This window comes from Devosia sp. 919, assembly GCF_013185965.1.
Lineage (GTDB): Bacteria > Pseudomonadota > Alphaproteobacteria > Rhizobiales > Devosiaceae > Devosia.
This window is the reverse complement of sequence record NZ_JABAOL010000005.1, coordinates 1-24,801: the sequence shown is the minus strand read 5'-3', so window position 1 is coordinate 24,801 and position 24,801 is coordinate 1. Positions and strand designations below refer to the sequence as shown.

Below are 24,801 nucleotides of genomic sequence, written 5' to 3'. Positions count from 1 at the left end.
GCCGAGCATGGCACTCGACGTGTCGATCCTAAGTAAAGAAAGCGTATACCAACGCTTCGAAGCGTCAATACCCCTAAGACGTCTTTTGTGCGCAAGCTGTCGACAGCAACACTGCGGATGCCTATCGGTGTCTCGGCGTGTGGAGGTCTTGGTGCTTAGTCCCTCATCCTAAAGCCAGCGAGCACTCACTGCGGCGAGGATATGAGCTCATCGCCTTGCCGCCAAGCCGACGGGCTGTGCTATGTGAGGGCTTTGACCAACAAGCGCTCAGCAGCAAAGAACGCAATTTCGCGCTGACGAGGCGCGCTGCAGCCGCGCTCGCTCAAACCGCCTGGACTGGTGACCAATGATCGAACTCATCGAACTGCCCGAACTCACTGCCATCGGCATCATGGTCGAGGCGCCCGAGCCAGAACTGGCACAAGCAATCTCGAGGGCATGGACCTGGCTGTTTGAAACCGAGACCGGAGCGTCGAGCTTTCTTGCCGCCTCGATCGGCGTTGAGGGCGCTATCCATCGTGAACTCGTGGGCTTTCTGGCCGCCCGCAAAACCGATGTGCCTCCCGGGATGATCCTCTATGAGATCCCGGCACAACGCTATCTGCGGATCGGATATGAGGGACCCGTGAGTGGCATAGCCGATGGGTTTGCCCAGCTTTATGCGTACGCCGCCGCACGCGGCCTAACCGCCACAGAGTTCAAACTCGACTTCGGCTACATCCCTGGACTACCAGCGGTGCGGCATGAACTGCATGTTGCGCTCGCCCCGGAGATCCTGCGCCTCGGCTAAGAGCTTGAGCCGTGCGGCCCCGCTTGGAAGACATGCCCCCTGCCGATTGGACGTTCAGTGGGCGTGTCGCTATGAAGACCCGGCATTAACTGGAAAGCAATATGACTCCCATCCTCGGCGTCTTGCTGATCATCGGCCTGATCGGCGTCAGCGTGATCGTGTCGCTGTCGGAAATCGCCTTCGCGGCAGCGCGCGAAGTGCGCATCCGCGCGCTGGCTGAAGGGGGCGACAACAGGGCCCTGCGGTTCGTGGCGCTGCGGGGCGAGGCGGGCAGCGTTATCACCGCATTGCAGATCGTGACCAATGCCGTGTCGATCTTGGCGGGTACGCTCGGGCATGATGCGTTTGGGCCGGTTTTCGCCGACGCCTTGCGGCTGGTGGGCGTTGCCCCCGACCTGGCCCTGCCGATCGGCTCCGTGCTGGCCTTCTTGCTGGTCACCATGCTGTTTGTGCTGCTGGCCGACCTGACGCCCAAGCGCATTGCCATGCTGGTGCCCGAACAGGTCGCCCTGTCGCTGGTGTGGTTTCCCGAAACCTCGGTCAAGGTGCTCAAGCCCCTGGTCTGGTTCTTCGGCAGACTGTCCGACGTGATCATCGGCTGGTTCAACATCGAGTCCAAAGTGGCTGCCGACGAAGTCACGGCCGAGGACTTCCGGCTTATCCTGGCTGGGGGTGCCGCGTCAGGCATGCTGATGAAAAACGAACATCGGCTGATCGAAAATGTCCTGGCGCTCGAGTTGCGCAGCGTCACCTCGGTGATGACCATTCGGGACGACATCGTTTATCTCGACATCAGCGACCCCCATGAGGTGCAGCAGGACAAGGTGCGCCGCCGGCCGTTTTCGCATTACCCCATCTGCGACGGGGGCATCGACGCGGTGATTGGCTGTGTTCGCGCCGAGGACGTGCTGGTCACCGCCATGGACAAGCATGGCGAGGTGGATTTCGCCAAGGCCCGCCGCGACGTGCTATCAGTGCCCGACACGCTCAATGTTTGGGAGGTCCTTGCCGAATTCCAAGCCCAGAGCACAGGCTTTGCCCTCGTGGTCAGCGAATACGCCCATGTGGTTGGCGTGGTCACCTTCAAGGACCTAATGGGCGCGCTGATGCAGGGCCTGGCCAACCCCTTCGAAGAGCAGGCAATTCTCAAGCGCGATGAGCAGAGCTGGCTTGTCGACGGCGTAGCGCCGTTCGTGGATGTCACGCGCACCTTGGGGATCAAGCACCTTGAAGCCGAAGCGGCCTATGAGACCATTGGCGGCTTCATCGTCCATCGGCTGCGCCGAGCGGCCCGCAAGGGCGACAAGGTGGAAGCAGCCGGCTATGTCTTTGAGGTGGTGGACGCCGACAAGATGCGGCTCAACCAGTTGCTGGTGACCAAGACAGGCAAGGCGAAAGGCTGACTCCCGCCGCCTTGGCACCGGGCACGGCCGCAATCAATCAAGCTTCAGCCCGCAAGCTCCCGATGCCGCCCGAAGCCTGAACGGAACGGCTACCGGCATCGATTGCTGCGGCCAGGCATGCTTGCGGATCGGCGCCGCTGAGCCAGGCGTGCAGGAACCCGGCGTTGAAGGCATCACCAGCGCCGGTGGTGTCGACCACCTCCACCTTGGGGCTCGGCAGACGGAAAACCTGGCCATCAACGGCAAGCAAGGCGCCCTCCGCGCCGCATTTCAACGCGACGCAAGGAAAATACCGGGCCAACTCTACCAGCGCCACTTGAGGATCGGATTGGCCGGTCAGCGCTTCGGCTTCTTCCATATTGGGCAGGAAGATATCGGCTCCTGAGCTGAGCGCGAAAAAATCGGGATCCCGGATCAGCTGGTCGTCCCAACTCGGATCGAGCGAGACCGTGAGGTTATGCTGCTTGGCAATGATGATGGCATCGCTTGCCTCGTGCAGGGTCGCGTATTCGGCGATATGCAAATGCGCCGCTTTGCGCCACGCCAAGGCCGCCTCCAGGGTCTGGGGACGAGCCTGCCCCGCCCGCTTGGACAAGAATGCACGATCCCCGTCCTGCACCATTACCACCGTTAACTGCGGACCGGCCGCTGCATTTCGGTCGAGAAACTGCAGGTCAAGCCCGAGAGCCTTGATCGTGGCTTCGAGCGATAGGGATAAATCGTCAGTGCCGAACCGCGCCAACAAGGCCGAGGGACGCCCCAGGCCCGCCAGATGTGCCGCGGTAATCAGGGCGCCGCCGCCAGGGGTTAACTCGAACTCTCCGGCAAAAACCTCGCGGCCAAGCTGGGGCATGGTATCGAGGCCGCGAAACACCAGGTCGCAATAAATGCGCCCAAGGCTGAGCACCGCCCCAGCTGCAACGGGGGAAGACGTCATGCGCGGCCCAGGGCCTTCTCACTGGCTTTATCGAAGAGATAGAGCGACCCCGATCCGGCATTGATCGATACCGTGCTGCCGACCTTGGGCACCACACGACCAGGTGCGGTGGCGATGATCTGGCTCTTGCCGACCTGAACATGCACCAGTGTCTCCGAGCCCAGCGGCTCCACCGCCTCGACAATGCCAGTTGCACCAAGGCCTGGCTCGCTCGCCTCGCCTACAACCAGATCATGCGGGCGCAGGCCGACAAGCACATCGCCCTCTTGCGCAGGCAGCGTCAGGCCCGAGATCGTCGTGCCTTCGATGCTGAGCGTGCCACCACTCAGCTTGCCATCGAGCATGTTCATCGACGGGCTGCCGATAAAGCGCGCGGTGAAGACATCGTTGGGGTTTTCGTAGAGATCGGTGGGCGTGCCGACCTGCAGGATATGCCCGTCACGCATCACCACGATCTTGTCGGCCATGGTCATGGCTTCGACCTGGTCATGGGTAACATAAACGATGGTGGTACCAAGCCGGCGATGGAGGCTCTTGATCTCCATACGCATCTGCGCCCGCAACTGCGCATCGAGATTCGACAGTGGCTCGTCGAACAGAAACGCCACTGGATCACGGACCATCGCTCGGCCGATGGCAACGCGCTGGCGCTGACCGCCCGACAGTGCTGCAGGGCGCCGATCCAACAGCGGCTCTAGGCCCAGGGTCTTGGCCGTTTGCAGGATGCGCTGCTGTTTTTCTTCCTTAGACAGCTTGGAGGTGTAGAGCCCAAAACCGATATTCTGCCCCACCGTTTTGTGAGGATAAATGGCGTAGTTCTGGAACACCATGGCGATGTTGCGCTGCTTCGGCTCGCGCTGGTTCACAACCTCGCCGCCGATGAGAAGATTGCCGGCAGAGATATCCTCAAGCCCGGCAATCATGCGCAGCGTCGTTGACTTGCCACAGCCGGACGGGCCCACGAACACGACGAACTCACCATCTTCAACGGTGAGGTCGATGCCATGCACCGCCTGGGTCTTGCCGTAGTTCTTGACCAGGCTCTGCAGTTCAATCTTGGCCATCAGGCTGTTCCCTTCAATGCGTCGAAGCGCTCATTGAGCATGCGCGCGGCTTCGTCCTGGCGGCGCAGAATGGTTTGATGTTGAGCGGCCAATGCGGCCGCATCCTTCTTGTAATCAGTGATGGCCGCTTGCAGCGGCTCGGGCGCGGGGCCGCCGAAACGGGTGCGCACTGCAACGAAATATTCGGGCGACACGATCTCGGCGAAGGCTGCAGCATCAAGCGCGCTCTTGCGTCCGGTTGCGTGCTCGAACGCCGCAAGGAACGGTGCGTAGCCATCCCCAGCCAGATCGCCGCCCGCAGCGACCACCGCCTTGGCGACCGACGCCGCGATTTCGTGTCCCTCCCGGAACGACAAACCCTCGCGCCGCACCAAGCTGTCGGCCAGTTCGGTAATGGTGATACAGGAGCGGTTGATATTGGCGCGCACGCGTTCAGGGTTGATGCGGACCTGGGCGACCAATGCTGCCAGCAGATCAAGCACGCGGTAGGCACTCTCAAAGGCGCCATAGCCCATGGACTGGGTTTCACCCTCGCTGTCGTTCATGTCGGTGAAGGGGGTGTTGTGCATCACCGTCAGCATGGCGTGCGCGCGCCCGCAGGTCTGGCTCGCCAGGTGCCGCAGATGCTCGACCGGCACCGGATTGCGCTTTTGCGGCATGATCGAGGAAATCTGCACGAGGCTGTTGGGCACATAAAGCTGCCCGACTTCAAAGCTGGACCAGACCTGGAAATCCTGAATAGGCCGGCCGAGATGCAGGAACATCAGCTCCATGGCGCTGTAGGTGGCCGTGATGTAGTCAACGCCCGCTATGCAGGAATAGGAATTTTGCAGAGGCGCGGCAAAGCCAAGCAACTCGGCGACCAGAGCCCGATCCGTGGGAAAGCCCGTGGTCGTGATGGCCGCAGCGCCCATGGGCGAAAGGTCCACCAAACGATAAGCCTGCAGCAACCGCTCGATGTCGCGTCCGACGAACTCCACAATCGCCGAGAGGTAATGCCCGAACGTGGTCGGCTGTGCCGGCTGGCCATGGGTATAGGCAACGATCAGTGTCGCCTGCTCCCGTTCTGCCGCTTCGATCAGCGTCGAGTGCAGCTTGAGCGCCTTGTTGATCAGCAGGTTGAGGCGCTCGCGCAACCCCAGCTTGAACAGGGTATGGTCGATGTCGTTGCGCGAGCGCGCGGTATGCAGCCGCCCGCCAAGATCTGGACCGATGCGCTTCTTCAGTTCCTTTTCGATCAGGAAAAAGAAATCCTCGACCTCGCCTTTGTAAACCAGCGCGGCAGGATCGATTTCAGTATCGATGCTCTCGAGGGCTCCGGCAATCTCGCGCGCTTGATCGGCATCAAGAATGCCGGTTTGGGCCAGCATCACCAGGTGAGCGCGATCTATGGCGCGAAAGCCCTCCACATGATGGTCCTTGGCGCCATCAAATAGCGGCCGCAGCACCGTTTCCTTGTAGACGGGATCGGGAAAGACCGACTGATCGGCAAGACGGGGATCGGTCACGGCGTTAACCCTTGAGGCCGGCCAGCATGACGCCACGGACAATGTAGCGCTGCAGCACGAGGAAGACGAGAAGCGTGGGGATGGTGCCGATCGCGGCACCAGTCATGATCAGCTCCCATTGGATGGAGGACTCGGCCGAAAAGCTCGAGATCCCGACGGGAAGCGTATAAAGCTCCTTGGACGTGGTCACGATCAGCGGCCAGAAGAACGCGGTCCAATTGCCAAGGAAGGTGAAGATCGCGAGCGCCGAAATGGCGGGCACGACCATCGGCATCGCGACTTTCCACCAGATGGTGAATTCGTTAAGCCCATCAATGCGCGCAGCTTCCAGGAAGTCGTCGGGAACGCCCTCGAAGAATTGCTTCATGAGGAAGGTGCCAAAGGCCGTCATCATTCCAGGGAACATGATCCCCCAATAGGAATCGAGCCAACCCAGCTGACTGGCCATCAGATACCAGGGGATCACCAGCATTTCGGTGGGGATCATCAGTGTCGACAGGATCGCTAGGAAGATGAAATAGCGGCCCCGGAACTGGAACTTGGCCAGCGTATAACCAACCATGCTGTCGAAAAACACGTTCGACAGCGTGACCGTCACCGCAATCAGGGTGGAGTTGAAAAACCACTGCATGAAGCGGCCGTCACCGAGCACCTTGACATAGTTGTCGAGCGTCGGCGCCAGCGGGATCAGGCGAAGATCGTACACCTGGCCCGAGGTCTTGAGCGAGGTCGAGAACATGAACAGCAGCGGCGTGATTACGATGAGCCCGCCGATGAACAGCAAGGTCCAGGCGATGATGCGACCGGGGCGAATATCGCGCCGATTGGCGGAGAGTTCCGTCGACACTGTGGTGACGCTCATTGCTTTTCCCTCAGCACATAAAGCTGCAGCAAGGACACGACGAGCAGGATGGTGAACAGCACCACGGTCTGCGCGGCGGCGTAGCCCATCTGGTAGGATGAAAAGGCGGTCTGATAGATCATGAGCACCAGGGGCTTGGTCGAGTTGAGCGGCCCGCCCGGATCATTGGTGGTCATGTTGTAGACCTGGTCGAAGATGCGCAAGAAGCCGATCGAGGAGAACACCACCAGAAACACCGTAGTGGGCTTGAGCAGCGGCACGGTGATCTTGCGCAGGATCGCCCACTCCCCTAGCCCGTCAATGCGAGCCGCCTCGTAAAAAGTGTTCGGAATGGCACGCAGCCCGGCCATGAAGATGATGATCTGAAAACCAAGTCCGGCCCAGATCGCCGGGATGAGGATGGAAAGGAGCGCCTGGTCGACCGAGCGCAAAAAGGGCTGCTGCGGAATGCCAATCGTGCTGAGAAAACCGTTGATCACCCCGATCGGCACCGGCTGGTAGAACCAGCGCCAAACCCAACCCATTGCCGCCGCCGTAGTGAGGAAGGGCAGGAAGTAGAGCGCGCGGATAAAGCCATGCATGAACCGGACGCGATCGAGATAGAACGCGATCACAAAGGAGATCGCGAGGCTCAGCGGCGTGCCGATGATCAGGTAAAGAAAGGTGTTCTGGAACACTTTCCAGAACAAGGGGTCGGCGAACATCTTCTGGTAGTTCGCCAGGCCAATGAACTGGGCCGGGCGCAACAGGTCCCAGTTGGTCATCGACAGCCAGAAGGCCTGAAATGTGGGATAAAAGCGAATAACCGAATAAAAGATGATCGGCAGGGCGAGAAAGCCCCAGGCCCAGATCACCCGCTTGGTGCCGATATTCAGACGATCCCAGAAGCGAACTGGGCCTGCTTGGGGGATGGCGCTCGCCGACGACATTTTCGCTCCTGCAAGAACTAGCGCGGCCGGCGGCAGGTAAACTGCCGTCGGCCGCATTGCATGGCTTGGTGGTTACTGACGGCCCTGGTCGATGATTGCCTGCTCAGCCTGCGCCGCCTGGTTCAGCGAGTCCTCGATGGACTGGTTTTCCAGCAGAACGCGGTTGACCATGTCGATCGTGGTCTGGCGTTGCGCCGCTTCGTCATAGAAGCGGGTAGTCTGGGCATATTCCAGACCCTTGAGGAAGGGCCCCAAAATCGGGTCGGCGAGGTTCTTCTCGGTCAAGGCAACGTCCCGGCGAGCGGGAAGCTCACCCACTGCATCAAGCCAGATTTCCATCGCTTCAGGCGAGGAGATGTACTGAAGGAACTTCTGTGCAGCAGCGAGCTCTTCACCCTCTGCAGTTGCCCCGATCGCATTGGCGAAATAGCTCGAATAGTTGGAGCGCATGCCATTGGCATCGGCCGGCAGCTCCACTACGCCCCATTCGAAGGGATTGGCTTCAAAGGCGCCGAGGCGGAAGGTGCCGTCGATGGTCATCGCAGCCAACCCGGCACGGAACGCGGCCTGGCCTTCATCCATGAAGCCGGTCTGCCCCACTTTGTGTTCCGTCTGCAGGTCCGTGTAGAACTTCAGCGCCGCAGCGCCGGCTTCGTCGTTATAAGCGACATTGCCTTCTTCGTCGTAGGGCACACCACCATTCTGGCGCACCAGAACTTCACGCCACCACTGGTGATCCTGCCCGGCCATGTCGAGCGTGATACCGGCCGAGGTCATGTTTCCTCCGCCGTCAACCTTGGTCGTCGCCTTGGAGACGGCAAGCAGTTCTTCAAGGTTCTGTGGCGGCTGAACGCCAGCCTCGTCCAGCAAAGCCTTGTTGTAGAACAGCGCCAGTGAGCGCACTGCGGTTGGTAACCCGTAATAGTCTTCGCCGCGCTTCATCGCCGAAACGATCGGGAAGAACTGCGATTCAATCTCTTCGTGCGGGAATACCGCCGGATCGAGCGGCTTGATCAAGCCACCATTCACGAACTGGTCGGTCCAGCCATAGAACAATTGCACCACGTCCGGCCCCTGGCCCGCAACCTTGGCGGCCACGACACGGGTCTGGTAGTCGGCGTAAGGGAAGGTCGTGTGCTTGACGGTGATGTCAGGATTGGCAGCCTCGAACTTCTCGATCAGCTGGTCCATTGCCTGGACACGGCTGTCGAACACATACTGCCAGTACTCAATTTCCACGGCTTGGGCCGAACCCACTGCCAGCAGGCTGACACCAGCCGCCAGGCCGGCCAAAGTTGTTTTGGTAAGCATTTCTCAGTCCTCCAATAGGGCCGCCGCTCGTCCTCCGGCCCCTCCACCAGTGTGAGGCGGACCAGCCGCCAAGCGCCACTAGCGTCAGATATGTGACGCTCCCTTGTCAATAAAATAATCTACTTGAGTTATTACCCTTCCGTTCTAAGCTCTCGTCAGAGGAGATGGGCTTGGTGAGGGGGCGAGAACGTGAACGGCCGCAGCAAGAGCGAATTGCGCCAGCGGGTGGCGATCGGGTCTAACCCGGAGCGGAACCGGGCGCACAACCGCCGTGTCGTACTGGAGGTGATTCGCATGCACGATCACCTCGGCCGCACCGAAATCGCCCGCCGCGCCCACCTCACGCCTCAAGCCGTGGCCAACATCGTTTATGAACTGCTCGAGGAAGGCCTGCTGATCGAACTGGGCCGCCTGCGCTCGGGGCGTGGCCAACCACCCATCCAGTTTGCTGTTAATCCCGACGGGCCCCTTACGGCAGGGGTCGAAATTGCGGCCGACCACATGGTCACCGCCCTTGTCGACCTGTCGGGAGGCGTGCGGGCACAATCGATCATTTCCCTCTCCGCAACCGGGCCCGACACTGTTCCTGGTCAAGTCGCTCAAGAGGTTGAGCGACTGCAAACCTCCCTCAATGCCGACCAGAACAAGCTGCTGGGCATCGGTGTCGTTATGCCCGGCCCATTTGAAGTGGAGGGGATGAGCTCGGTTGGCCCGGCGACCCTGCCTGGCTGGACAGGTGTTGATCCGGCCGCGCTCTTCTCTAGGGCAACCGGGCAACATGTCGTGGTGGAAAACGATGCCACCGCGGCAGTGGTCGCCGAGCGGCTTTACGGTGCGGGGCGCCAGCTCGGCAGCTTCTGCTTTTTGTATTTCGGGGTCGGTCTCGGACTTGGGGTGATCCAGGATGGCCGTCCGCTGCGCGGTGCTTTCGGTAACGCCGGTGAAATTGGTCATCTCAGCCTTGTCCCGCGCAAAGGAACCGCCCGCTATGGCCCTGCTGGCGCATTGGAACGCTTTGTGTCGGTCTTTGCCTTACGCGAACGCTTGGCGATGGCGGGAATATATGTCGCCACCGTCCAAGATATCCAAAAGCTCCACGATGATCAAAACCATACCCTCGTGGAGTGGATCGACATGGCCGCTGACTATCTCGCACCCACAGTTGCCATGCTCGAAAACATCTTTGACCCAGAAACGGTCATCTTCGGCGGCGGCCTTCCGGACTCAGTGCTCGAAGCTGTTATCGCCGCCCTCGATCCACTTCCTGTCTCGGTTGCGACGCGCCACCAGCGGCCGCTGCCCCGCGTCATGCGGGGACAAACCGGTCAGCTCACCGCCGCGCTCGGCGCAGCCGCCCTGCCGCTGCTCGACACGGTTTCTCCCCATCTGAGCATCGCCGACCCCACCGGCTAACTCTTAAACTCTGGACCACTTTCATGCTCGATGATCGCCAGCGCTTGCACCGTCGTGCCGCATCGCCCCGTCTCGTGCGCCTGTATCGCGCGCTTTCTCGCTTGCGTTCAACGGTAACGGTGATGAATACCGGAGCCCATCCAGACGACGAGCACAATGGCATGCTGGCCTTGCTACGGCACCAATATGGCATGCGCATCGTGGTCGCCTGTTCCACCCGCGGCGAAGGGGGGCAGAACACGCTTGGACCGGAGCGATCGGGTGCGCTGGGCGTTCTGCGCTCGCGTGAAATGGAAGAAGCCGCCCGCGTCATCGATGCGGATATCGCCTGGCTCGGCCATGGCCCGGATGATGCGGTTCATGACTTCGGTTTCTCCAAATCTGGTCCGGACACGCTGGCTCGCTGGGGCGAGGACTTGATCATTGAGCGCCTGGTGCGCGCCTACCGGCAATATCGCCCTGATATCGTCATCCCCACCTTCCTCGATGTCGGAGGCCAGCACGGCCATCATCGGGCGATGACCCAGGCGGCCAAAAGAGCGCTGGCTCTTGCGGCTGACCCCACCTATCGCACGGACGAGCTTGCCCCCTGGCGGGTGGCCAAGTTCTACCTGCCGGCCTGGTCGGGCGGCGGCGGCACCTATGACGACGAAGTGCCCCCGCCTGCAGCGACGACCTGGATCGAGGCGCAGGGCGTGGATGAAGCCAGCGGCATGAGCTTTGACCGGCTGGGGGAGGCATCACGTGCCTTTCACGCCAGCCAGAACATGGGCCACTGGCAGCACCCCGCCCAGACGCAATGGGGGCTGCATCGCGTTGGCGGCACCGCGGAGGACAGCATTCTCGCTGGTCTGCCTTCCCATCTCGCCGATCTCGGTCCCTCGTCTCAGCTTGCCCAAGCGGATGCTGCTATCGAGGAGGCGCTGGCGCAATTTCCCGACGGCACCGCCGTCGTCGCAGCACTAGCGCAGGCGCGGCAGGCTCTCGGTGGTGCCACCGCCCATGTTGCGCCAGAACACACCCATCGGCTGCAACGCAAGCTGCGCGAGGTGGACACGGCCATGGCGCTGGCTGCGGGCTTAGAGATTTCTGCCGCGCTTGCTTCAGACAGCGTAACGCCTGGTGGCTGCGTCGATCTCTTTATTGAGGCCGAGCCCGGCACTGCCGAAGCGATCGCGATAACGCCGGTCGCGTCCTCCGCCTTCGAACCCTCTGAAAGGCTGCATCTGTCCGACGACAAAGCCGTGCTGACGTTACGGGCACGACAAGGTGCCGATATAGCCAACGCCTTCCTGCCGCAGTGGAGCAGCCTGGGCGGAAACGGCAGGATTTGGCTCAAGGCCCAGGCAAAGGTCGGGGGAGAGGAGATCACCTTTGCCATCGACACTGAAGAGCCCGTGCAGATCGCCCCGGCGCATAGCCTCGCCATTGTGCCCGACGCATTGATCCTGCCCCAAGGCGACCAGGCTCCCCGCACGATCAATGCAAAAGCGGAAAAAATAGCGGAGATCACCATCGCGCCGGTGCCGGGCCTGACCGTCGCCACCCACGGGAACAGTTTGACTGTCACCCCTGCAGCAGACCTTCCGCGCGGCCGTCATACCCTGCCCGTCCTGGTCGATGGTCTCCAGGCCCACAGCGTTGCCGCATTCGCCTATCCGCATATTGGCCGCGCCCGCTTCGTGCGGCCGCTCAACCTTGACATCCTGGCGCTCGATCTGGCGCTGCCAAGCACCCGCGTGGGCTATATCGGCGGTGGCGCTGACCGGGTCGGCCTCTGGCTTGAGCGCATGGGTGCGCAGGTCAACGATCTGGATGCCGATGCCCTCGCCGGCGATCTCTCGGGCCTTGATACGATCGTCGTCGGCATCTTTGCCTTTGGAACCCGCCCGGATCTTGCGGCCGCAACGAATAAGCTGCACGACTGGGTAAAGAGTGGCGGGCACCTTGTCACCCTCTACCACCGGCCCAGCGATGGCTGGAACCCGCAAGCCACCCCACCACTGCCGCTCACCATCGGCAGCCCGTCGCTGCGCTGGCGGGTCACCAATCCTGCGGCGGAAGTCACCTTGCTGGCGCCAAACCACCCGCTCTTTAGTGGACCCAACCAGATCACCACCGCCGACTTCGCGGGGTGGGACAAGGAGCGCGGGCTTTATTTCGCTTCAAGCTGGGACGAGGCCTACCAGCCGCTGCTGGCCATGAGCGATGCCGGCGAAGCGCCACTCACCGGCTCACTGCTGTCCGCCTCGATCGGCGCGGGGCGCCACACCCATACCAGCCTGGTACTCCATCATCAGCTTGATCGTCTGGTGCCCGGCGCCTTTCGGGTGATGGCGAACCTGCTCCAAGCGGCCTGAGATGGAGTCAACAAGGCCCTCAGGGGCGGGCATCGCCTGGCTCATGAGTGACATGCTGCTGGTCACTATGATGACAGTGCTGGTCAAGCTCGGCGGCGCCACCTATCCAGCCGTTCAGATGGTGTTCATTCGCTCGTTGATCGGCCTGGTTGGCGTTCTTCCACTCGCCTGGCGGCACCGCCAGGCCCTCAGCCAAACTCGCCAATGGGGACGCCACAGCTTCCGCGTGCTCTGCAACACACTGGCGCTGAATGCCAATTTTGCTGCGCTGACCGCCCTTCCTCTCGCCCTCGTCAATGCTATCGGCTTCATGCGCCCGCTCGTGGTCCTGGCTTTGGCCACCTGGCTGTTGGGGGAGCGCTCCGGACCTTGGCGCTGGGTTGGCGCCGTGATTGGATTTGCGGGCGTCCTCGTCATGGTTGGCCCCAGCGAGATGCACTGGAACCTTGGTTTGATCGCCGCCCTTGCCACAGTGCTCTTTGGCTCGCTTGCTACGGTGCAGACCCGCGCGCTGGCTGCCGAGAACACCACGGTACTTATGGTCTTCTATACGGTTGGTCTTTCGGTGTTCACGGCACTTCCGGCCCTTATCGCCTGGCAGCCGGTCGCCGTGGCCGACTGGCCCTTGCTACTTGGGATCGGCGTGCTCGCCCAGATCGGGCAGTACTGCTATTTGCGCGCTTATCAAAGCACGCCAGCCAATCTCCTAGCGCCATTCGGCTACCTGTCGATTGTGCTGGCGAGCCTTGCCGGTTTTCTGGCCTTTAACGAAGTTCCGGCCTGGACCACCATCGCCGGCATCGCCATCATTATGGGCGCCCTGCTGCTTACGTCGCGCCTGGACCGTCCCAGGCCATCGCGCGTGCGCTAGGCTTCCTGTACTTCATATGCAAACACCCCCGGCCCTGAAGGACCGGGGGCGGCCGCCGCAACTGCGGCCGCGAGACGGCTCGCTCGTGGGAGGCCGAGCGGACCGAATAGGATCTAGCTAGCGCGCTTGGCTGGCTGAATCAGATTGGCCATCAGGCGGAAGGCCCCAGGAGTTAGCTTGTCCATTTGGTGGTGCAGGATGAGACTGGTATGGGTGTGCCGCCCCTCCCCGATCTCAGCGGTTAGCAGCGAGCCGGTCAGCGGCTCCTCGCCGGGATCGTTCATTGCCAGGAGCGGGCGATAGGCTTCGTCCCACTCCGACGCGAAATACAGCCCCCGTTCCTTGTCCCAATTGGCCCAATCGGCTTCCCCGATCTTGTTGGGATAATTGAGCAGGGGATGATCGGGCTCGAGCACCTCAACGGCAGCTTCGGCGTCGGTGACCCGGTAGCGGATCGAGGGTGATCCGATCTGGAGGTAAGCCAGTGGCACCATTTCTGGATCCCAGCCATCGGACGGCCGGTGATAAAGCGTCACTAGGTGCCCGCCATTGCGCACCCATTCATGAATGCCCGCGAGCGCTGCCACCAGATCGTCGCGGCGCCCGAAGGAGAAGATGCCGACCACCAGGGTATCGAGATCGCGATAGGCCCCTGCTTCCATATCGGCAGCCGTCAGCTCTTTCAGATCAACCCCCATCCGGGACAGCCAGGTGCCGACATTGTCATTACCCCCACCGATATAGCCGATCCGGCCTTCCGGTAGCGCCGCACCTACCGCCTGCACAGGGATCGCTATTTCCGTCGGCACCACCGAGCGCCCGATATGGGGATAGCTGAAGACGTTGATGGCATAGGCAGGCTTGTTGAGCAGTTTGGGTGCGATGGTGATGCGCTCTGTGCCCAGTTCTGCGGGGGGAACCAGCTCGAAAGTGCCAGCCTCGGTGCCGGTTTTTCCCTTTGCTGTTGCAGCCCAGCCTTCGGGCAGATCGAAGTCCAGATCGGCGGTGGTGGCGCCCGAAACCACCGCAGTCATCTCAACCGGGGAAATCTGGGCTTCGGTGTTGAACAGCACGGCATCGGGCTTGAGTTCGAGCGACGCCTCGGGCAGGACGCGCAAGGCGTCCTCCAGATCGATGTCGAGCACTGCCTCATAGCCCGAGATCTCGGCCGTCAGCTGCACAAAGGCATCACCATTGCCACCAAGCGGATCGAACTGTTCGGTCAGTGGATTGGTCAAGGCCGCGTCAGGCGCGATGTTGACGCCTACGCCTTCCACGTCATTTTCCCCCGCGCCGATACCATCGCGCGACTTGACCGTGATCGATGTGACCGCCACCTGACCGGGTGCATCGACAACGGTCTTGAGGATGATTTCTTCACCGGGACGAAGATCGGCACCATCGGTATAGGCCCGGATCTGCATGCCGGCGGCAGTGGCCAGCGCCAGATCGGTTTCCCGGGTTTTGCGCTCAAGGCGATGGGCGACCTGGTCCTGCAATTCCGGCGGAACTGCGCTTTGCGCTTCCTTGAGAGCCTTGCCGATTTCCACCAGCTTGGCGGTGACAACGACCGGGTCGCCGTAATCATCCACCGCTTCTTCGATCAGCCCCTGGGCATTGCGCAAGGCCTCGGCGGCTCCAGTGGGCATTCCATCGAGCTCGGCGATGTGTCCAACAGTGGCGATAAGACCCTCGCGGATATCCGCTTCTTCCTTGCCCGTTTCGGTGACCGAGGCCCAGCTGAGGTTGAGCGGCCATTCGGTCTGCGGGTCTGGGCGCCAGCGGCCCATCCCTTGCGTCAAATGGCAGGAGCGCGACCATTCGCCCATTTGCGGGAAGGTGGCCCCAGAGATCGGGTCTCGTTCAGGCGCCTTGATCACCAGCGTCGTTGGCGGCGGCGGGGTTTCGTCGTCATAAACGCCCCCGCCCCCACCCCAGGCGGGTTGATAGATCTTGGGCACGGTCCAGGGCTTTAGGCCGGCCGCGATCTGTTCGGGGAATTCCGCCTCATTGCCGGAAAGATCGGCCACGATAAAGGTCGCGACATTGGCAGCGCGATGGTGACCATGCTGTCCGCCAACATCCAGGAAGCAATTCATGATCACATCGGGCTTGTATTGGCGTACGGCCCAAGTCATCCGCTCGATCACGCGATCACGACCCCAGCGGTCGATTGTTGCATTGGGATCCTTGGAGAACCCGAAATCGTGCATGTGGTCGTGGTGCCCCTGGCTACCGAAGGCCAGCGAGGCGTCCAGCGCCCGCGACGCCTCCGTCATTTCGCGCGTCCGCAACACGCCCAGCACGGATCCGAGTTCCGGACCAATGGCGTTCTGGCCGCCCTCGCCGCGCGTGATGCAGTAAAGCACCGGGCGAATGCCGTAGGCATGCCGAAGTGCCGCCAGCATGCCGCTGGGCTCATCGTCGGGATGCGCCCCCGTGGTCATCAGTGTCACGGTCGAGGTTAGCCGTTCGAGCTGGCGATAAAGTTTGACGAGGGCCGGCTCGCCTTTTTGCGCTGCGATCAGGTCGAGATCTGATGCCGGGGCCGCCCAAGCTGGAATTTGCGTAGTCGCCAGCAAGGGGGGAACGGACGCGATAAAGGTTCTGCGGGTGAGTCGGGTCATGGAACAGCCTCTCCTTAGCTGTCACGCCTGCCTCCTGCAGGCTGGTGACGGTAAGGGAAGACTGCGGCGCACTTTAAGTTAACTCAAGTAGGTTAATCGGCTTTTTTGCGTCGGCTGTGCGGGTGCCGGCGGGGATAGTGTAGCGGCTCCTCATGGCGAGGCGCCAGGCAACGCACGTGTCGTGCAGATTGCAATGACTGGTGATGAGGCTGCCTGCCGGTTATCCAGCCACTTATCGCCAACATGACGGGCAACTTCATGCCGGGGCGAAAGGCGCCGAGTGAGGGCCATCCATGTCGATCTGGTGTGGGGGGATAGTGGGCCGGTTCACGCAACGCGCGCTGCGGGCGCGCCGGCAACCTGAAATCGGCCCTCCTCCCTGCGGCTAATAAAAAAGCGCCCTTGCGGGCGCTTTTTTATTTTGGTTGCGGGAGCAGGATTTGAACCTGCGACCTTCAGGTTATGAGCCTGACGAGCTACCGGGCTGCTCCATCCCGCGTCAACCGTTTGGCTAGCGCCGAACGTGACGGGTATATACGAGCTGGTTCGGGATAGCTCAACCCCTAAACGACGACAAAAACGCTTTCTTGGGGAGAACGCGTCTGCTCGGCGCGGCCAAGCTCGCTTTACCGCACACGCCAGCCCTGCTTAGTGTGCCGCCGCAAACCGGAATCGATTCATGAACACCAGACGTCTTGGCCGTACCGACATCCACGTAACCGAACTGTGCCTTGGCACCATGACCTGGGGCAGCCAGAACACCGAAGCCGAAGGTCATCGGCAAATCGACATGGCGCTGGAAGCCGGTCTCAATTTCATGGATACCGCCGAGCTTTATGCCGTGCCCGGCAGCCAGCAGACCTCCGGGCGTACCGAAGAAATCATCGGCAGCTGGTTTGCCAGTTCCGGCAAGCGCGACAAGTGGATTCTGGCTTCCAAGATTGCCGGTGGCGGCTCCAAACATATCCGCGACGGGCGACGACCAGATGGCGAATCGATCCGACTGGCGGTGGAGCAAAGCCTGAGCCGGCTGCGGACCGACTACCTCGACCTTTACCAAATTCATTGGCCCTCGCGCGGCCACTACAATTTCGATAACTCGTGGACCTACGCGCCCCACAAGCAGCAGACAGCGGACGTGCTGGGCAATATCGAGGACATGCTCGAAACCCTGGGCGCGCTGGTCCGGCAGGGCAAGATACGGCATATCGGCGTCTCCAACGAGACCACTTGGGGGATAACACAATGGCTGCGCATCGCCGAGGCCAAGGGGCTGCCCCGCCTTGTGTCCGTGCAGAACGAATATAGTCTGCTGCGTCGCCACTTCGATCTCGATCTTGCTGAGCTGAGCCACCACGAGGATGTCGGGCTCCTTGCCTATTCCCCGCTCGCCGCCGGTATTTTGACGGGCAAGTATGCGGATGGCACCGTTCCCCCAGGCAGCCGAGCTGACTATCAAGGCGGCATGTGGCGACTGAACGAGCATTCCGAGGCCGCCACCCAAGCCTATATTGCCCTGGCGCGCGAGCATGGATTGGATCCGGTGCAAATGGCACTCGCGTTCTGCCTCACCCGTCCGTTCTTGACCTCGGTCATTGTTGGAGCAACCAGCACCGAACAGCTGGCCACTGCGCTGGGTGCTGCCGATTGCGTGCTGTCGCCCGACGTTCTGGCCGGCATCGAGGCCATTCACCGCCGCTATCCGCGCCCGATCTGATCGGGCGCATTCCCATTTGCCGCATTGGCGCAGTAAGCTCGGTCACCACAACCATTCCAACGGGCTGCGATGACCCTGCTTACCACTGTCTTTCCGCTGCTCTGCTACTTCGCCTACAACATCATCGTGCCGATGGTGGAGCGGCGCCGTCCTTCATTGTCGGTGATCATGAACATGCAGCGGCGGCGCTGGGTGGCGAATGCGGCACGGCGCGAAAGCCCGTTTGACGCCATCCTTTCGGGCAACATCATGCAGTCCGTCAGCTTTCTTGCCTCCACCGCCGTACTGCTGGTCTTGGCAGTGTTCGCGGTTTTTGGCCAATTGCCCGCGCTGATGGACGCTCTGGAGTCCCTGTCACTGGATCGCACCTATTCCATCGTTGAAGTGCAGATGCATCTCGTTGTCATGCTTGCCATGTTCGTGCTGGCCTTTTTTGCCTTCACGCTCTCGCTGCGCCAGTTCAATCATTTCTGCATCATGCTGGGTGCACTCGATCACGAAACCCGAGCCACGCCCGAGGAAATCGACGCGATTGCTCATATGAACGCCCTGGGAGCGCGCAACTTCAACAGTGGCATCCGCGCCTACTACTTCTCTGTCGCCACGGTTGCCTGGTTCGTGTCCGAATGGTTGGCCGTGGCGGTCTGCCTTTGCACCGTCCTGGTACTGGCTTATCGGGAATTCTTCTCGACGGCGCACCGCACCGCGGCGTCGGCTGCCCTCATTGCCGCCAGGCGCCAGAAGGGACAACGGCAATAGCTCCGTCCTGCAGACGCTGCGCCTGCTGCTGATTAACCGACACCATTTTGTGACATTGACAATCAGCAATGACGAACGCTACTGCACTCCCATCCACCCACGAGAAGTTCTGGCACGCTATGCTCGTCTGCCAATGCAACATGATTACCTCCAAGCAGATCGAGGACATCGTCCTTGAACTGCTCGAACAAGATCCGTGGCAGTTGGTCGTGCCCGCAAAGGTCTACCGCGAACTGGAACGCCGTGCTAAATGCGGCGGCTGTGTACCTAATGTGGTGGACATCATCGTCCGCGTGACGGAGAGCTTCCACCTGCAGCAGGCACGAAGCCCGGGCGAACTTGTCGATGTACAGGCCCGCTTGGAAAAGCTTAAGCAGAAACGGAACGGAGTACCGCGTGAAGGGCGAACCACAGGTCATAGAGCGGCTTAACGAGGCCCTCTTTCTTGAACTCGGTGCAGTCAACCAATACTGGGTGCACTACAGGCTGCTCGACGACTGGGGCTATCGCAAGCTCGCCGCCAAGGAGCGCGCCGAGTCGATCGAAGAAATGCACCATGCCGATCGCTTGATCGAACGCATCATTTTCCTTGAAGGCCATCCGAATCTGCAGCGCGTTGCGCCACTGCGTATTGGGCAGACCATCAAGGAAGTGCTCGAGGCCGATCTGGCCGGCGAATACGAGGCGCGTGAAGCCTATCGCACCAGCCGCGAGCTCTGCTCACAGCTGCACGATCATGTTTCCAAGCAGCTCTTCGATGAACTGCTCGCCGATGAGGAAGGTCACATCGACTTCCTTGAAACCCAGCTGGACTTGTTGGCCAAGATTGGCGAGGAGCGCTACGGTCAGCTCAACGCCGCTCCAGCGGACGAGGCTGAATAACGGCTTAAGAGGCGCAAGATGATCTGGCATGTTGGACGACTGATCGACCATGTTCATCTTCGTGCCCGTGACTTCGAGGCCACCCGGCGCTTCTACGGAGCCGCACTCTCAACCCTTGGCCGCCCCATTGAGCAAGGCGGCCAAGGCTGGTTTCAGGTGGACGAGTTGTTCGTCGACGCTGCCGACGCCGCCTCTGCGCCAACGCACATCCATCTGGCCTTCCAGGCTCGCGATCGCGAAACGGTGGACAAGTTCTACCAGGCAGCTCTTGCCGCTGGCGGCAAGGATAATGGCGCGCCGGGGGAGCGTTCCTACCACCCGGGCTATTACGCCTGCTTTGTGCTCGACCCCGACAACAACAACATCGAAGCGGTGTTCCACGGCCCCGCAGCACGCTCGGCTGAATCGGTGGAGCTTCGGCCGATCACTGAAACTGACCAAAGCTGAAGGCGCAGTTGATCGTCACTGCGCGATGGGCTGAAACATTGAATTGAGCTGCTCTGCGATCTGGTCCATCGGGGCAATCGCCTCTGGCAGCTGCTCGGGCGCTTCGGGCGCCACTGCCGCGTAAGGCACCCCGCTCGGGAACGCACCAAACATCTGGAAGAACGACACCATGTCGTCGAGCACCGGCATGCGCCAACGCCAGAGCGAGCCCATGGCAATCACCGGCTCCATGTGACCAAAGCCTTCATAATATTTGGTGGTGACCCAAACGCCATTGGCCTTCAGCACCTCAGCGAAGTGCTGGGTGTTCTGCATACGCACAATAGGGTCGGTGGTGCCGGTGGCCAGATACATGGGTGGCGCATCCGGGCCAACAAGATTGATTGGCTGCGTGCCTTCGGGGTTCGGCGCCGAGCCAAAGGCTTCGCGTACCTCACCATATTCGAACGGGTAGAAATCGTAAGGCCCCGAGAGCGCCGCGACGCCCCGGATCGACAGCGTCACCCCATATTCGCGCAAGAATGACGGCTCCAGCGCCAGCATTACGGCGTTGTAGGCGCCGGCCGAATGCCCGGCCAGGAACAAGCGATTAGGATCGCCGCCATAGTCGGCGATGTTGTCCTGCACCCACCGGAGTGCATTGGCACTGTCCTCAAGAAACCCAGGGAATCGCACTTCGGGTACATGGCGGTAATCAGCGATCACCGTGACAAATCCGCGGGCGGCGAGCGCGCGGCCCGCGAACTGGTAGTCGCTCCGCTCGCCGCGATTCCAGCCGCCCCCATAGATAAAGAAGACGACCGGTGCAGCGGCGCCACGCTGCTCGGGGGCGTAGATGTCCAGCTTGTGCCGGGGTCCGTCGGCATAGGCTAGCCCATCGGCCACCTTGGCGGTACCGCTGTCCATTGACGCAGGAAGGTTGAACGGGTCCATCACTGACACGGCCAGGGCCGGGCTGGCTTGGAGTGAGGAAGCCAGCAGAACGGCCATAATGGCTCCGCGCAGCGATCTAACCGAGACAAGTTTCATCATGGGGCAAAGCAATCGAAGTGCGGGATAACGAAGATGCCCGGCCAAGCCGGGCATATTGTGACGGCGGATGAACTCTCGAGACTAGCGCTTCAGGGAGTCCAGCAGGCGCCCGGAGATATAGCCGTCAGCCGGCAATCCGGCCTTGGCCTGGTAGGCTAGGACAGCAGCCCGGGTCTTGGGGCCGAGCACACCGTCTGGAGAGCCAATATCAAATCCGGCGCGGGCTAACAGGCTTTGGAGCTCTGCGCGTTGGCTCTTGTTCAGTGCATAGTCCCGGGGCCAGGGGACAACAAAGGGACCGCCGCCGATGATCCGGTCGGCCAGATGTCCAACGGCCAGAGCGTAACTGTCTGAGTTGTTGTAGCGTTTGATCACTTCGAAATTTGGCAGCAAAAGAAAGGCGGGCCCCGAGGCACCTGTTGGCAAGTAGAGCCGGGCTGTATCGCTGGAGCGAGGGAATGGCTTGCCGGAAGCTCGGCTGATACCCATGGCCTGCCACTGGCTGACTGAGGCGCGCTCCATCTGCCGCGCGGCAGCGAAATTGAACCCTTGTGGGAGGCGAACTTCATAGCCCCAGGTCTCGCCCGGGCGCCAGTTGAATGACTTGAGATAGTTGGCGGTAGAGCCCAAGGCATCAGGCACTGAATTCCAGATGTCCTTGCGACCATCACCGTTGAAATCAACAGCGTAGCGCATGAAGCTGGAGGGCATGAACTGGGTGTGCCCCATGGCGCCCGCCCAGGATCCCACCATGTTACGGGGGCTTACATGGCCATCCGAAACGATGCGCAGGGCGTTGAGCAGTTCATCGCGGAAGAAATCCGCTCGATAGCCACCTTCCGTCAGCGTCGCCAAGGCATGGATGGTGTTGTTCCCACCCATGAAGCCACCGAAATTGGTCTCCATGCCCCAAATCGCCAGCACGACCTCGGGCTGCACACCATAGCGCTGCGCCGCCGCGGAAAGCGTCTGGTTCCACTCGGCGCGCATTGCTCGGCCCTTTGCCGCTTGCGCGTCCGTCACTCGCTTGGTGACATAGTCTGACGCCAATGAGGCAAACTCCGGCTGCTTGCGCGTGAGCTCCATGACTTGAGGGATAGGACTATACCCAGCAAACGAAGCTTCGAAGGCCTTCCGGCTCACTCCCCTTGCTTCCGCTTGTGGCCAGAGCCCACGAACGAAATCGGCGCTACTGGCAAGCGCAGGCGCGCTTCCGAAGTTCAGCAAAGCGGCAAAACAAAGCGCTACAATCGAGTAGCGCGACCTTGTGAGTGACGGGTGCAACATCAAGTGAGCCTCCGGAGAGTGCGAAAAGGCTTAAGCGAGGCGGCTAAAGCCGGTCTGCGCGATGGCGGTTGTCTCGCCACCGCTACCACAAACTTAACTATCCGGATTAAGATCGCCTTAAGGCTCCGGTTCAAGCAGATCACGTCGACGTCATTGCCGCTCACGCGAGGGCGCGTTGGTTGTCATCGCCACCAAAGGGCACGCTTGCGTCAGCTGCGCCCTTGGCCCGTACATAGGTGATGTGCGGATAGGGAATCTCGATTCCGCGCTCTTCGAACACCGTCTTGACGATCTCGCTATAGGTCCGACCCGTGCCCCAGTGCTTGCCGGGCAGGGTCTTGATGCGCACCCGCACCACCACGGCGGAATCGCCGAACGCAATGATCCCCTGCATGTCGAGCTCGTCAATAATCTCGTTCTTGTGCTCGGTTTCCAGCAAACGCTCAAAGGCGTCCCGCAGCGCCTGCTTGACGACGCTGATATCGGACTCGTAGGCGACACTGATTTCAGCCACATGGAAGGAGAAACCCTTCACCATATTGGAAACCAGATCCACCGACGAGAACGGGATCAGGTGCAGGGTTCCGGTCTGATCGCGAATGCTGACCGACCGGATGGTGAGTTTCTCCACCACCCCGGACTTCCCACCGGCCTCCACCACATCCCCCTCGTTCATGACGTTTTCGAACTGGATAAAAATGCCGGTGATGATGTCTTGCACGAGCTTCTGGGATCCAAAACCGATAGCCAGACCCAGCACACCAGCCCCTGCCAGCAGCGGCGCGATATTGACGCCGATCTGTGCCAAGGCCAGCATCACGCCAAACACCACCAGTGCGATCGTGAAAGCATTCTTGAACAGGCTCAGCAGAGTTTTCTCGCGCGCTGTCGGCATCTTGCCGGCTCTGGCGCTGAGCCGAAACTCGATCCACGACGCCACGACAATATAAAGCACCACGCAGGCCAGAACGATAAACGCTGCGGCGATGAGGGAGCCCACGATCTCCTGGCCCCGTTCCGAACCCAACCAGCCGAGTGCATCGAACATCCCCCAGGCCTGCACGACGGCGAGGACAACACCCGCAACGACCACAAGACGGATGATCTGCATGACCCGGGGCACAAAGGCTTGCAGCCGCGTTTCGAGGAGAGGCAAGTTCTGGCGCACATCCTCAGGCAAACTCAAACCGAAGCGGATCACCCGAGAGATGGCGCCCGAAATAGCCATTCCGGCCAAGACCGCGATGGCAGTCTGGAAGGTTGCGCCCAACATGAACGGGAGCGCCCCGTCCGGATTGGCAAACCAGGCGACCAGCAGTGTGAGGAGGTAGGCGATGGCCACAACGTGCCAATAGCGGCCCACAAGAAGCAGCGCCTGACCGACCCCGTCATTGCCGCGCTCCGCGGCAACCTCGGTGAGCCGGGCTCGTGCCCCTTCCTTGCACTGCAGCACCACGATGATGGCCAATGCCACCGATGCGGTCATGGCGATAACTTGGACGGCGGCGGCCGCGTCACGCGAAACACTACTTGAAAGCACGGGAGCGACGAAAAAAAACGTATAACCGAGCAGCGATATCAGCCGGCCGGTGCAGAACGACCAATAAGCCGCGTCGCTGTTCGAGAGAGGAATCCAGCGTAATGCCGCCGAACGCGGGGAAAAAACCGTATGGACCAGGAGCTTGCTGAGTTCCACCAATAGGAACGCGTTGAGCAACAGCGACTCGTTGACTCCCACCTGCCCGCCACTGTCTCTGGCCAAAGTCAGCGCGGTAGCAAAACCAATCCCCCAGGACATCAACACCGAGGCGCCGTCGATCAGCGCCGCCGCAACGACGGCCCCTGTCCGTACGCGCCATCCGCGCGCCGCCACCCGGCCGGCTAAACGCTGCTGCAGCCAAATGACGACGATGCGCAGGGCCATCAGGCTGCCGAAGAGGCCCGCAGCAACGAGCGCGAGGTTCCAGGCTGCGGTACGCACCTGGGCAAAGTCGGTACTGAGGGCCGCGTTGATGCTACCGCGGAAGTCCTGCACGACGTGAACAAACGCATCGGCGGCGCGCCCGGCGGTTTTGGACAGAGCCCTTGTATGTTCTGCCAGTTGACGGGCGACGCTCAGCGTCGGGGCCGGCTCCTCTATTGTTGCGCTGGCATCCTGGCCTGCAGCCCCTTCCAGGCGCTCAATGAGCGCCTGCCGGGCGGCATCGTTCTCGAGGATCTCAATCAACTGCCTGACGCTTTGATCGTCCTGGACCTCGCTATCGCTAGCCGTAGCCGGCTGGTCTGCGGATGGAAGAAGAGGCACCTGAGCGAGCGCACCGCCCGTTAGCGCCGGTGCGAGCATGCACAAGATCAAAAGAATACGCGCAAGGATCATGAAGGATGGGGCCCGGAAGTTTGGGAGCGGGAGAATGGTGGTAGCATACTGGGCCCACACCACGGCAAGGATATGGCCTCTTCCCTCCCCCCTGCTTCATTGCCATGAACGCGAAAAAGCCCCGCCTCATTTCTGAGTGCGGGGCTTTTGTTTTCGAGATTGTATTGAGACATCCGTTTTTGGCAGACCTGGCAGCGACCTACTCTCCCAAGCCTTAAGACTTAG

Annotated in this window: 20 protein-coding genes and 1 tRNA gene; 10 read left to right on the top strand and 11 right to left on the bottom strand. The window is 61.2% G+C overall.

From position 1 onward, the window contains the following. The first annotated feature begins 346 nt into the window (after window positions 1–346). On the top strand, window positions 347–790 hold the full coding sequence (locus tag HRQ64_RS19670) for a GyrI-like domain-containing protein (RefSeq protein WP_172125881.1): 444 nt from the start codon (window positions 347–349) through the stop codon (window positions 788–790). Between the two features lie 101 nt (window positions 791–891). Then, complete coding sequence (locus tag HRQ64_RS19665; RefSeq protein WP_172125879.1) at window positions 892–2,193, top strand: hemolysin family protein; 1,302 nt, start codon at window positions 892–894, stop codon at window positions 2,191–2,193. 37 nt (window positions 2,194–2,230) lie between these two features. On the opposite strand, the gene HRQ64_RS19660 is transcribed toward HRQ64_RS19665, so the two are convergent. The 6 genes from HRQ64_RS19660 to HRQ64_RS19635 form a co-directional block, all read right to left on the bottom strand. After that, window positions 2,231–3,130 (bottom strand): sugar kinase, encoded by a 900-nt coding sequence (locus HRQ64_RS19660; protein ID WP_172125877.1) that lies wholly within the window; start codon window positions 3,128–3,130, stop codon window positions 2,231–2,233. Next, on the bottom strand, window positions 3,127–4,194 hold the full coding sequence (gene ugpC / locus HRQ64_RS19655) for a sn-glycerol-3-phosphate ABC transporter ATP-binding protein UgpC (protein ID WP_172125875.1): 1,068 nt from the start codon (window positions 4,192–4,194) through the stop codon (window positions 3,127–3,129). Before ugpC ends, HRQ64_RS19660 begins: the two co-directional genes overlap by 4 nt. Further along, window positions 4,194–5,702: an argininosuccinate lyase gene (gene argH / locus HRQ64_RS19650; RefSeq protein ID WP_172125873.1), complete on the bottom strand. Its 1,509-nt coding sequence runs from the start codon at window positions 5,700–5,702 to the stop codon at window positions 4,194–4,196. Before argH ends, ugpC begins: the two co-directional genes overlap by 1 nt. A gap of 4 nt (window positions 5,703–5,706) precedes the next feature. Continuing rightward, window positions 5,707–6,564 (bottom strand): carbohydrate ABC transporter permease, encoded by an 858-nt coding sequence (locus HRQ64_RS19645; protein ID WP_172125871.1) that lies wholly within the window; start codon window positions 6,562–6,564, stop codon window positions 5,707–5,709. Further along, on the bottom strand, window positions 6,561–7,493 hold the full coding sequence (locus HRQ64_RS19640; protein ID WP_172125869.1) for a sugar ABC transporter permease: 933 nt from the start codon (window positions 7,491–7,493) through the stop codon (window positions 6,561–6,563). Before HRQ64_RS19640 ends, HRQ64_RS19645 begins: the two co-directional genes overlap by 4 nt. A gap of 72 nt (window positions 7,494–7,565) precedes the next feature. After that, window positions 7,566–8,804, bottom strand: coding sequence for an extracellular solute-binding protein (locus HRQ64_RS19635; protein WP_172125866.1), 1,239 nt, complete (start codon window positions 8,802–8,804; stop codon window positions 7,566–7,568). Window positions 8,805–9,098: 294 nt separating this feature from the next. On the opposite strand from HRQ64_RS19635, the gene HRQ64_RS19630 reads away from it, so the two are divergent. From HRQ64_RS19630 to HRQ64_RS19620, 3 genes are read left to right on the top strand one after another with little or no spacing between them, the layout of a single operon-like run. After that, the gene (locus HRQ64_RS19630; RefSeq protein ID WP_172125864.1) at window positions 9,099–10,217 is read left to right on the top strand and encodes an ROK family protein; all 1,119 of its coding nucleotides are present in this window, start codon (window positions 9,099–9,101) and stop codon (window positions 10,215–10,217) included. A 23-nt stretch (window positions 10,218–10,240) separates the two neighbouring features. Further along, window positions 10,241–12,577 (top strand): PIG-L family deacetylase, encoded by a 2,337-nt coding sequence (locus tag HRQ64_RS19625; RefSeq protein ID WP_172125862.1) that lies wholly within the window; start codon window positions 10,241–10,243, stop codon window positions 12,575–12,577. Window positions 12,578–12,629: 52 nt separating this feature from the next. Beyond that, window positions 12,630–13,448 (top strand): DMT family transporter, encoded by an 819-nt coding sequence (locus HRQ64_RS19620; RefSeq protein WP_248307260.1) that lies wholly within the window; start codon window positions 12,630–12,632, stop codon window positions 13,446–13,448. A 113-nt stretch (window positions 13,449–13,561) separates the two neighbouring features. On the opposite strand, the gene HRQ64_RS19615 is transcribed toward HRQ64_RS19620, so the two are convergent. Both HRQ64_RS19615 and HRQ64_RS19610 read right to left on the bottom strand, forming a co-directional pair. Further along, window positions 13,562–16,075, bottom strand: coding sequence for a PIG-L family deacetylase (locus HRQ64_RS19615; RefSeq protein WP_172125858.1), 2,514 nt, complete (start codon window positions 16,073–16,075; stop codon window positions 13,562–13,564). 422 nt (window positions 16,076–16,497) lie between these two features. Then, window positions 16,498–16,574, bottom strand: a tRNA-Met gene (locus tag HRQ64_RS19610). 180 nt (window positions 16,575–16,754) lie between these two features. On the opposite strand from HRQ64_RS19610, the gene HRQ64_RS19605 reads away from it, so the two are divergent. From HRQ64_RS19605 to HRQ64_RS19585, 5 genes are all read left to right on the top strand, one after another. Beyond that, window positions 16,755–17,792: an aldo/keto reductase gene (locus HRQ64_RS19605; protein ID WP_172125856.1), complete on the top strand. Its 1,038-nt coding sequence runs from the start codon at window positions 16,755–16,757 to the stop codon at window positions 17,790–17,792. Between the two features lie 69 nt (window positions 17,793–17,861). Next, window positions 17,862–18,551, top strand: coding sequence for a DUF599 domain-containing protein (locus HRQ64_RS19600; RefSeq protein ID WP_172125854.1), 690 nt, complete (start codon window positions 17,862–17,864; stop codon window positions 18,549–18,551). A gap of 68 nt (window positions 18,552–18,619) precedes the next feature. Continuing rightward, on the top strand, window positions 18,620–18,982 hold the full coding sequence (locus HRQ64_RS19595; RefSeq protein ID WP_248307261.1) for a (2Fe-2S)-binding protein: 363 nt from the start codon (window positions 18,620–18,622) through the stop codon (window positions 18,980–18,982). Next, window positions 18,948–19,433 (top strand): bacterioferritin, encoded by a 486-nt coding sequence (gene bfr / locus HRQ64_RS19590; protein ID WP_127754558.1) that lies wholly within the window; start codon window positions 18,948–18,950, stop codon window positions 19,431–19,433. The genes HRQ64_RS19595 and bfr overlap by 35 nt, the downstream gene beginning before the upstream one ends. Before the next feature lie 18 nt (window positions 19,434–19,451). Then, window positions 19,452–19,880 (top strand): VOC family protein, encoded by a 429-nt coding sequence (locus HRQ64_RS19585; RefSeq protein ID WP_172125852.1) that lies wholly within the window; start codon window positions 19,452–19,454, stop codon window positions 19,878–19,880. A 15-nt stretch (window positions 19,881–19,895) separates the two neighbouring features. Here HRQ64_RS19585 and HRQ64_RS19580 read toward each other — a convergent pair whose 3' ends face one another. The 3 genes from HRQ64_RS19580 to HRQ64_RS19570 all read right to left on the bottom strand — a co-directional run bounded on the left by HRQ64_RS19580 (window position 19,896) and on the right by HRQ64_RS19570 (window position 24,576). After that, window positions 19,896–20,870 carry an alpha/beta hydrolase gene (locus tag HRQ64_RS19580; protein ID WP_248307262.1) on the bottom strand — a complete coding sequence of 325 codons (975 nt, stop codon included), beginning with the start codon at window positions 20,868–20,870 and terminating at the stop codon, window positions 19,896–19,898. 123 nt (window positions 20,871–20,993) lie between these two features. Further along, window positions 20,994–22,199 (bottom strand): lytic murein transglycosylase, encoded by a 1,206-nt coding sequence (locus HRQ64_RS19575; RefSeq protein WP_172125945.1) that lies wholly within the window; start codon window positions 22,197–22,199, stop codon window positions 20,994–20,996. A gap of 160 nt (window positions 22,200–22,359) precedes the next feature. Continuing rightward, a complete protein-coding gene (locus tag HRQ64_RS19570) occupies window positions 22,360–24,576 on the bottom strand; it encodes a mechanosensitive ion channel domain-containing protein (RefSeq protein WP_172125850.1) in 2,217 nt (738 codons plus the stop codon). Between the last annotated feature and the right edge of the window lie 225 nt (window positions 24,577–24,801).

Bases quoted from the DNA above. Each gene is read 5' to 3' on its own strand.
- ugpC (WP_172125875.1), bottom strand. From the start codon at position 4,194: ATGGCCAAGATTGAACTGCAGAGCCTGGTCAAGAACTACGGCAAGACC.
- HRQ64_RS19570 (WP_172125850.1), bottom strand. From the start codon at position 24,576: ATGATCCTTGCGCGTATTCTTTTGATCTTGTGCATGCTCGCACCGGCG.
- HRQ64_RS19600 (WP_172125854.1), top strand. From the start codon at position 17,862: ATGACCCTGCTTACCACTGTCTTTCCGCTGCTCTGCTACTTCGCCTAC.
- HRQ64_RS19670 (WP_172125881.1), top strand. From the start codon at position 347: ATGATCGAACTCATCGAACTGCCCGAACTCACTGCCATCGGCATCATG.
- HRQ64_RS19635 (WP_172125866.1), bottom strand. From the start codon at position 8,804: ATGCTTACCAAAACAACTTTGGCCGGCCTGGCGGCTGGTGTCAGCCTG.
- HRQ64_RS19630 (WP_172125864.1), top strand. From the start codon at position 9,099: ATGCACGATCACCTCGGCCGCACCGAAATCGCCCGCCGCGCCCACCTC.
- HRQ64_RS19660 (WP_172125877.1), bottom strand. From the start codon at position 3,130: ATGACGTCTTCCCCCGTTGCAGCTGGGGCGGTGCTCAGCCTTGGGCGC.
- HRQ64_RS19625 (WP_172125862.1), top strand. From the start codon at position 10,241: ATGCTCGATGATCGCCAGCGCTTGCACCGTCGTGCCGCATCGCCCCGT.
- HRQ64_RS19665 (WP_172125879.1), top strand. From the start codon at position 892: ATGACTCCCATCCTCGGCGTCTTGCTGATCATCGGCCTGATCGGCGTC.
- HRQ64_RS19585 (WP_172125852.1), top strand. From the start codon at position 19,452: ATGATCTGGCATGTTGGACGACTGATCGACCATGTTCATCTTCGTGCC.
- HRQ64_RS19620 (WP_248307260.1), top strand. From the start codon at position 12,630: ATGCTGCTGGTCACTATGATGACAGTGCTGGTCAAGCTCGGCGGCGCC.
- HRQ64_RS19605 (WP_172125856.1), top strand. From the start codon at position 16,755: ATGAACACCAGACGTCTTGGCCGTACCGACATCCACGTAACCGAACTG.
- HRQ64_RS19640 (WP_172125869.1), bottom strand. From the start codon at position 7,493: ATGTCGTCGGCGAGCGCCATCCCCCAAGCAGGCCCAGTTCGCTTCTGG.
- HRQ64_RS19645 (WP_172125871.1), bottom strand. From the start codon at position 6,564: ATGAGCGTCACCACAGTGTCGACGGAACTCTCCGCCAATCGGCGCGAT.
- HRQ64_RS19580 (WP_248307262.1), bottom strand. From the start codon at position 20,870: ATGGCCGTTCTGCTGGCTTCCTCACTCCAAGCCAGCCCGGCCCTGGCC.
- HRQ64_RS19595 (WP_248307261.1), top strand. From the start codon at position 18,620: ATGACGAACGCTACTGCACTCCCATCCACCCACGAGAAGTTCTGGCAC.
- HRQ64_RS19615 (WP_172125858.1), bottom strand. From the start codon at position 16,075: ATGACCCGACTCACCCGCAGAACCTTTATCGCGTCCGTTCCCCCCTTG.
- HRQ64_RS19575 (WP_172125945.1), bottom strand. From the start codon at position 22,199: ATGTTGCACCCGTCACTCACAAGGTCGCGCTACTCGATTGTAGCGCTT.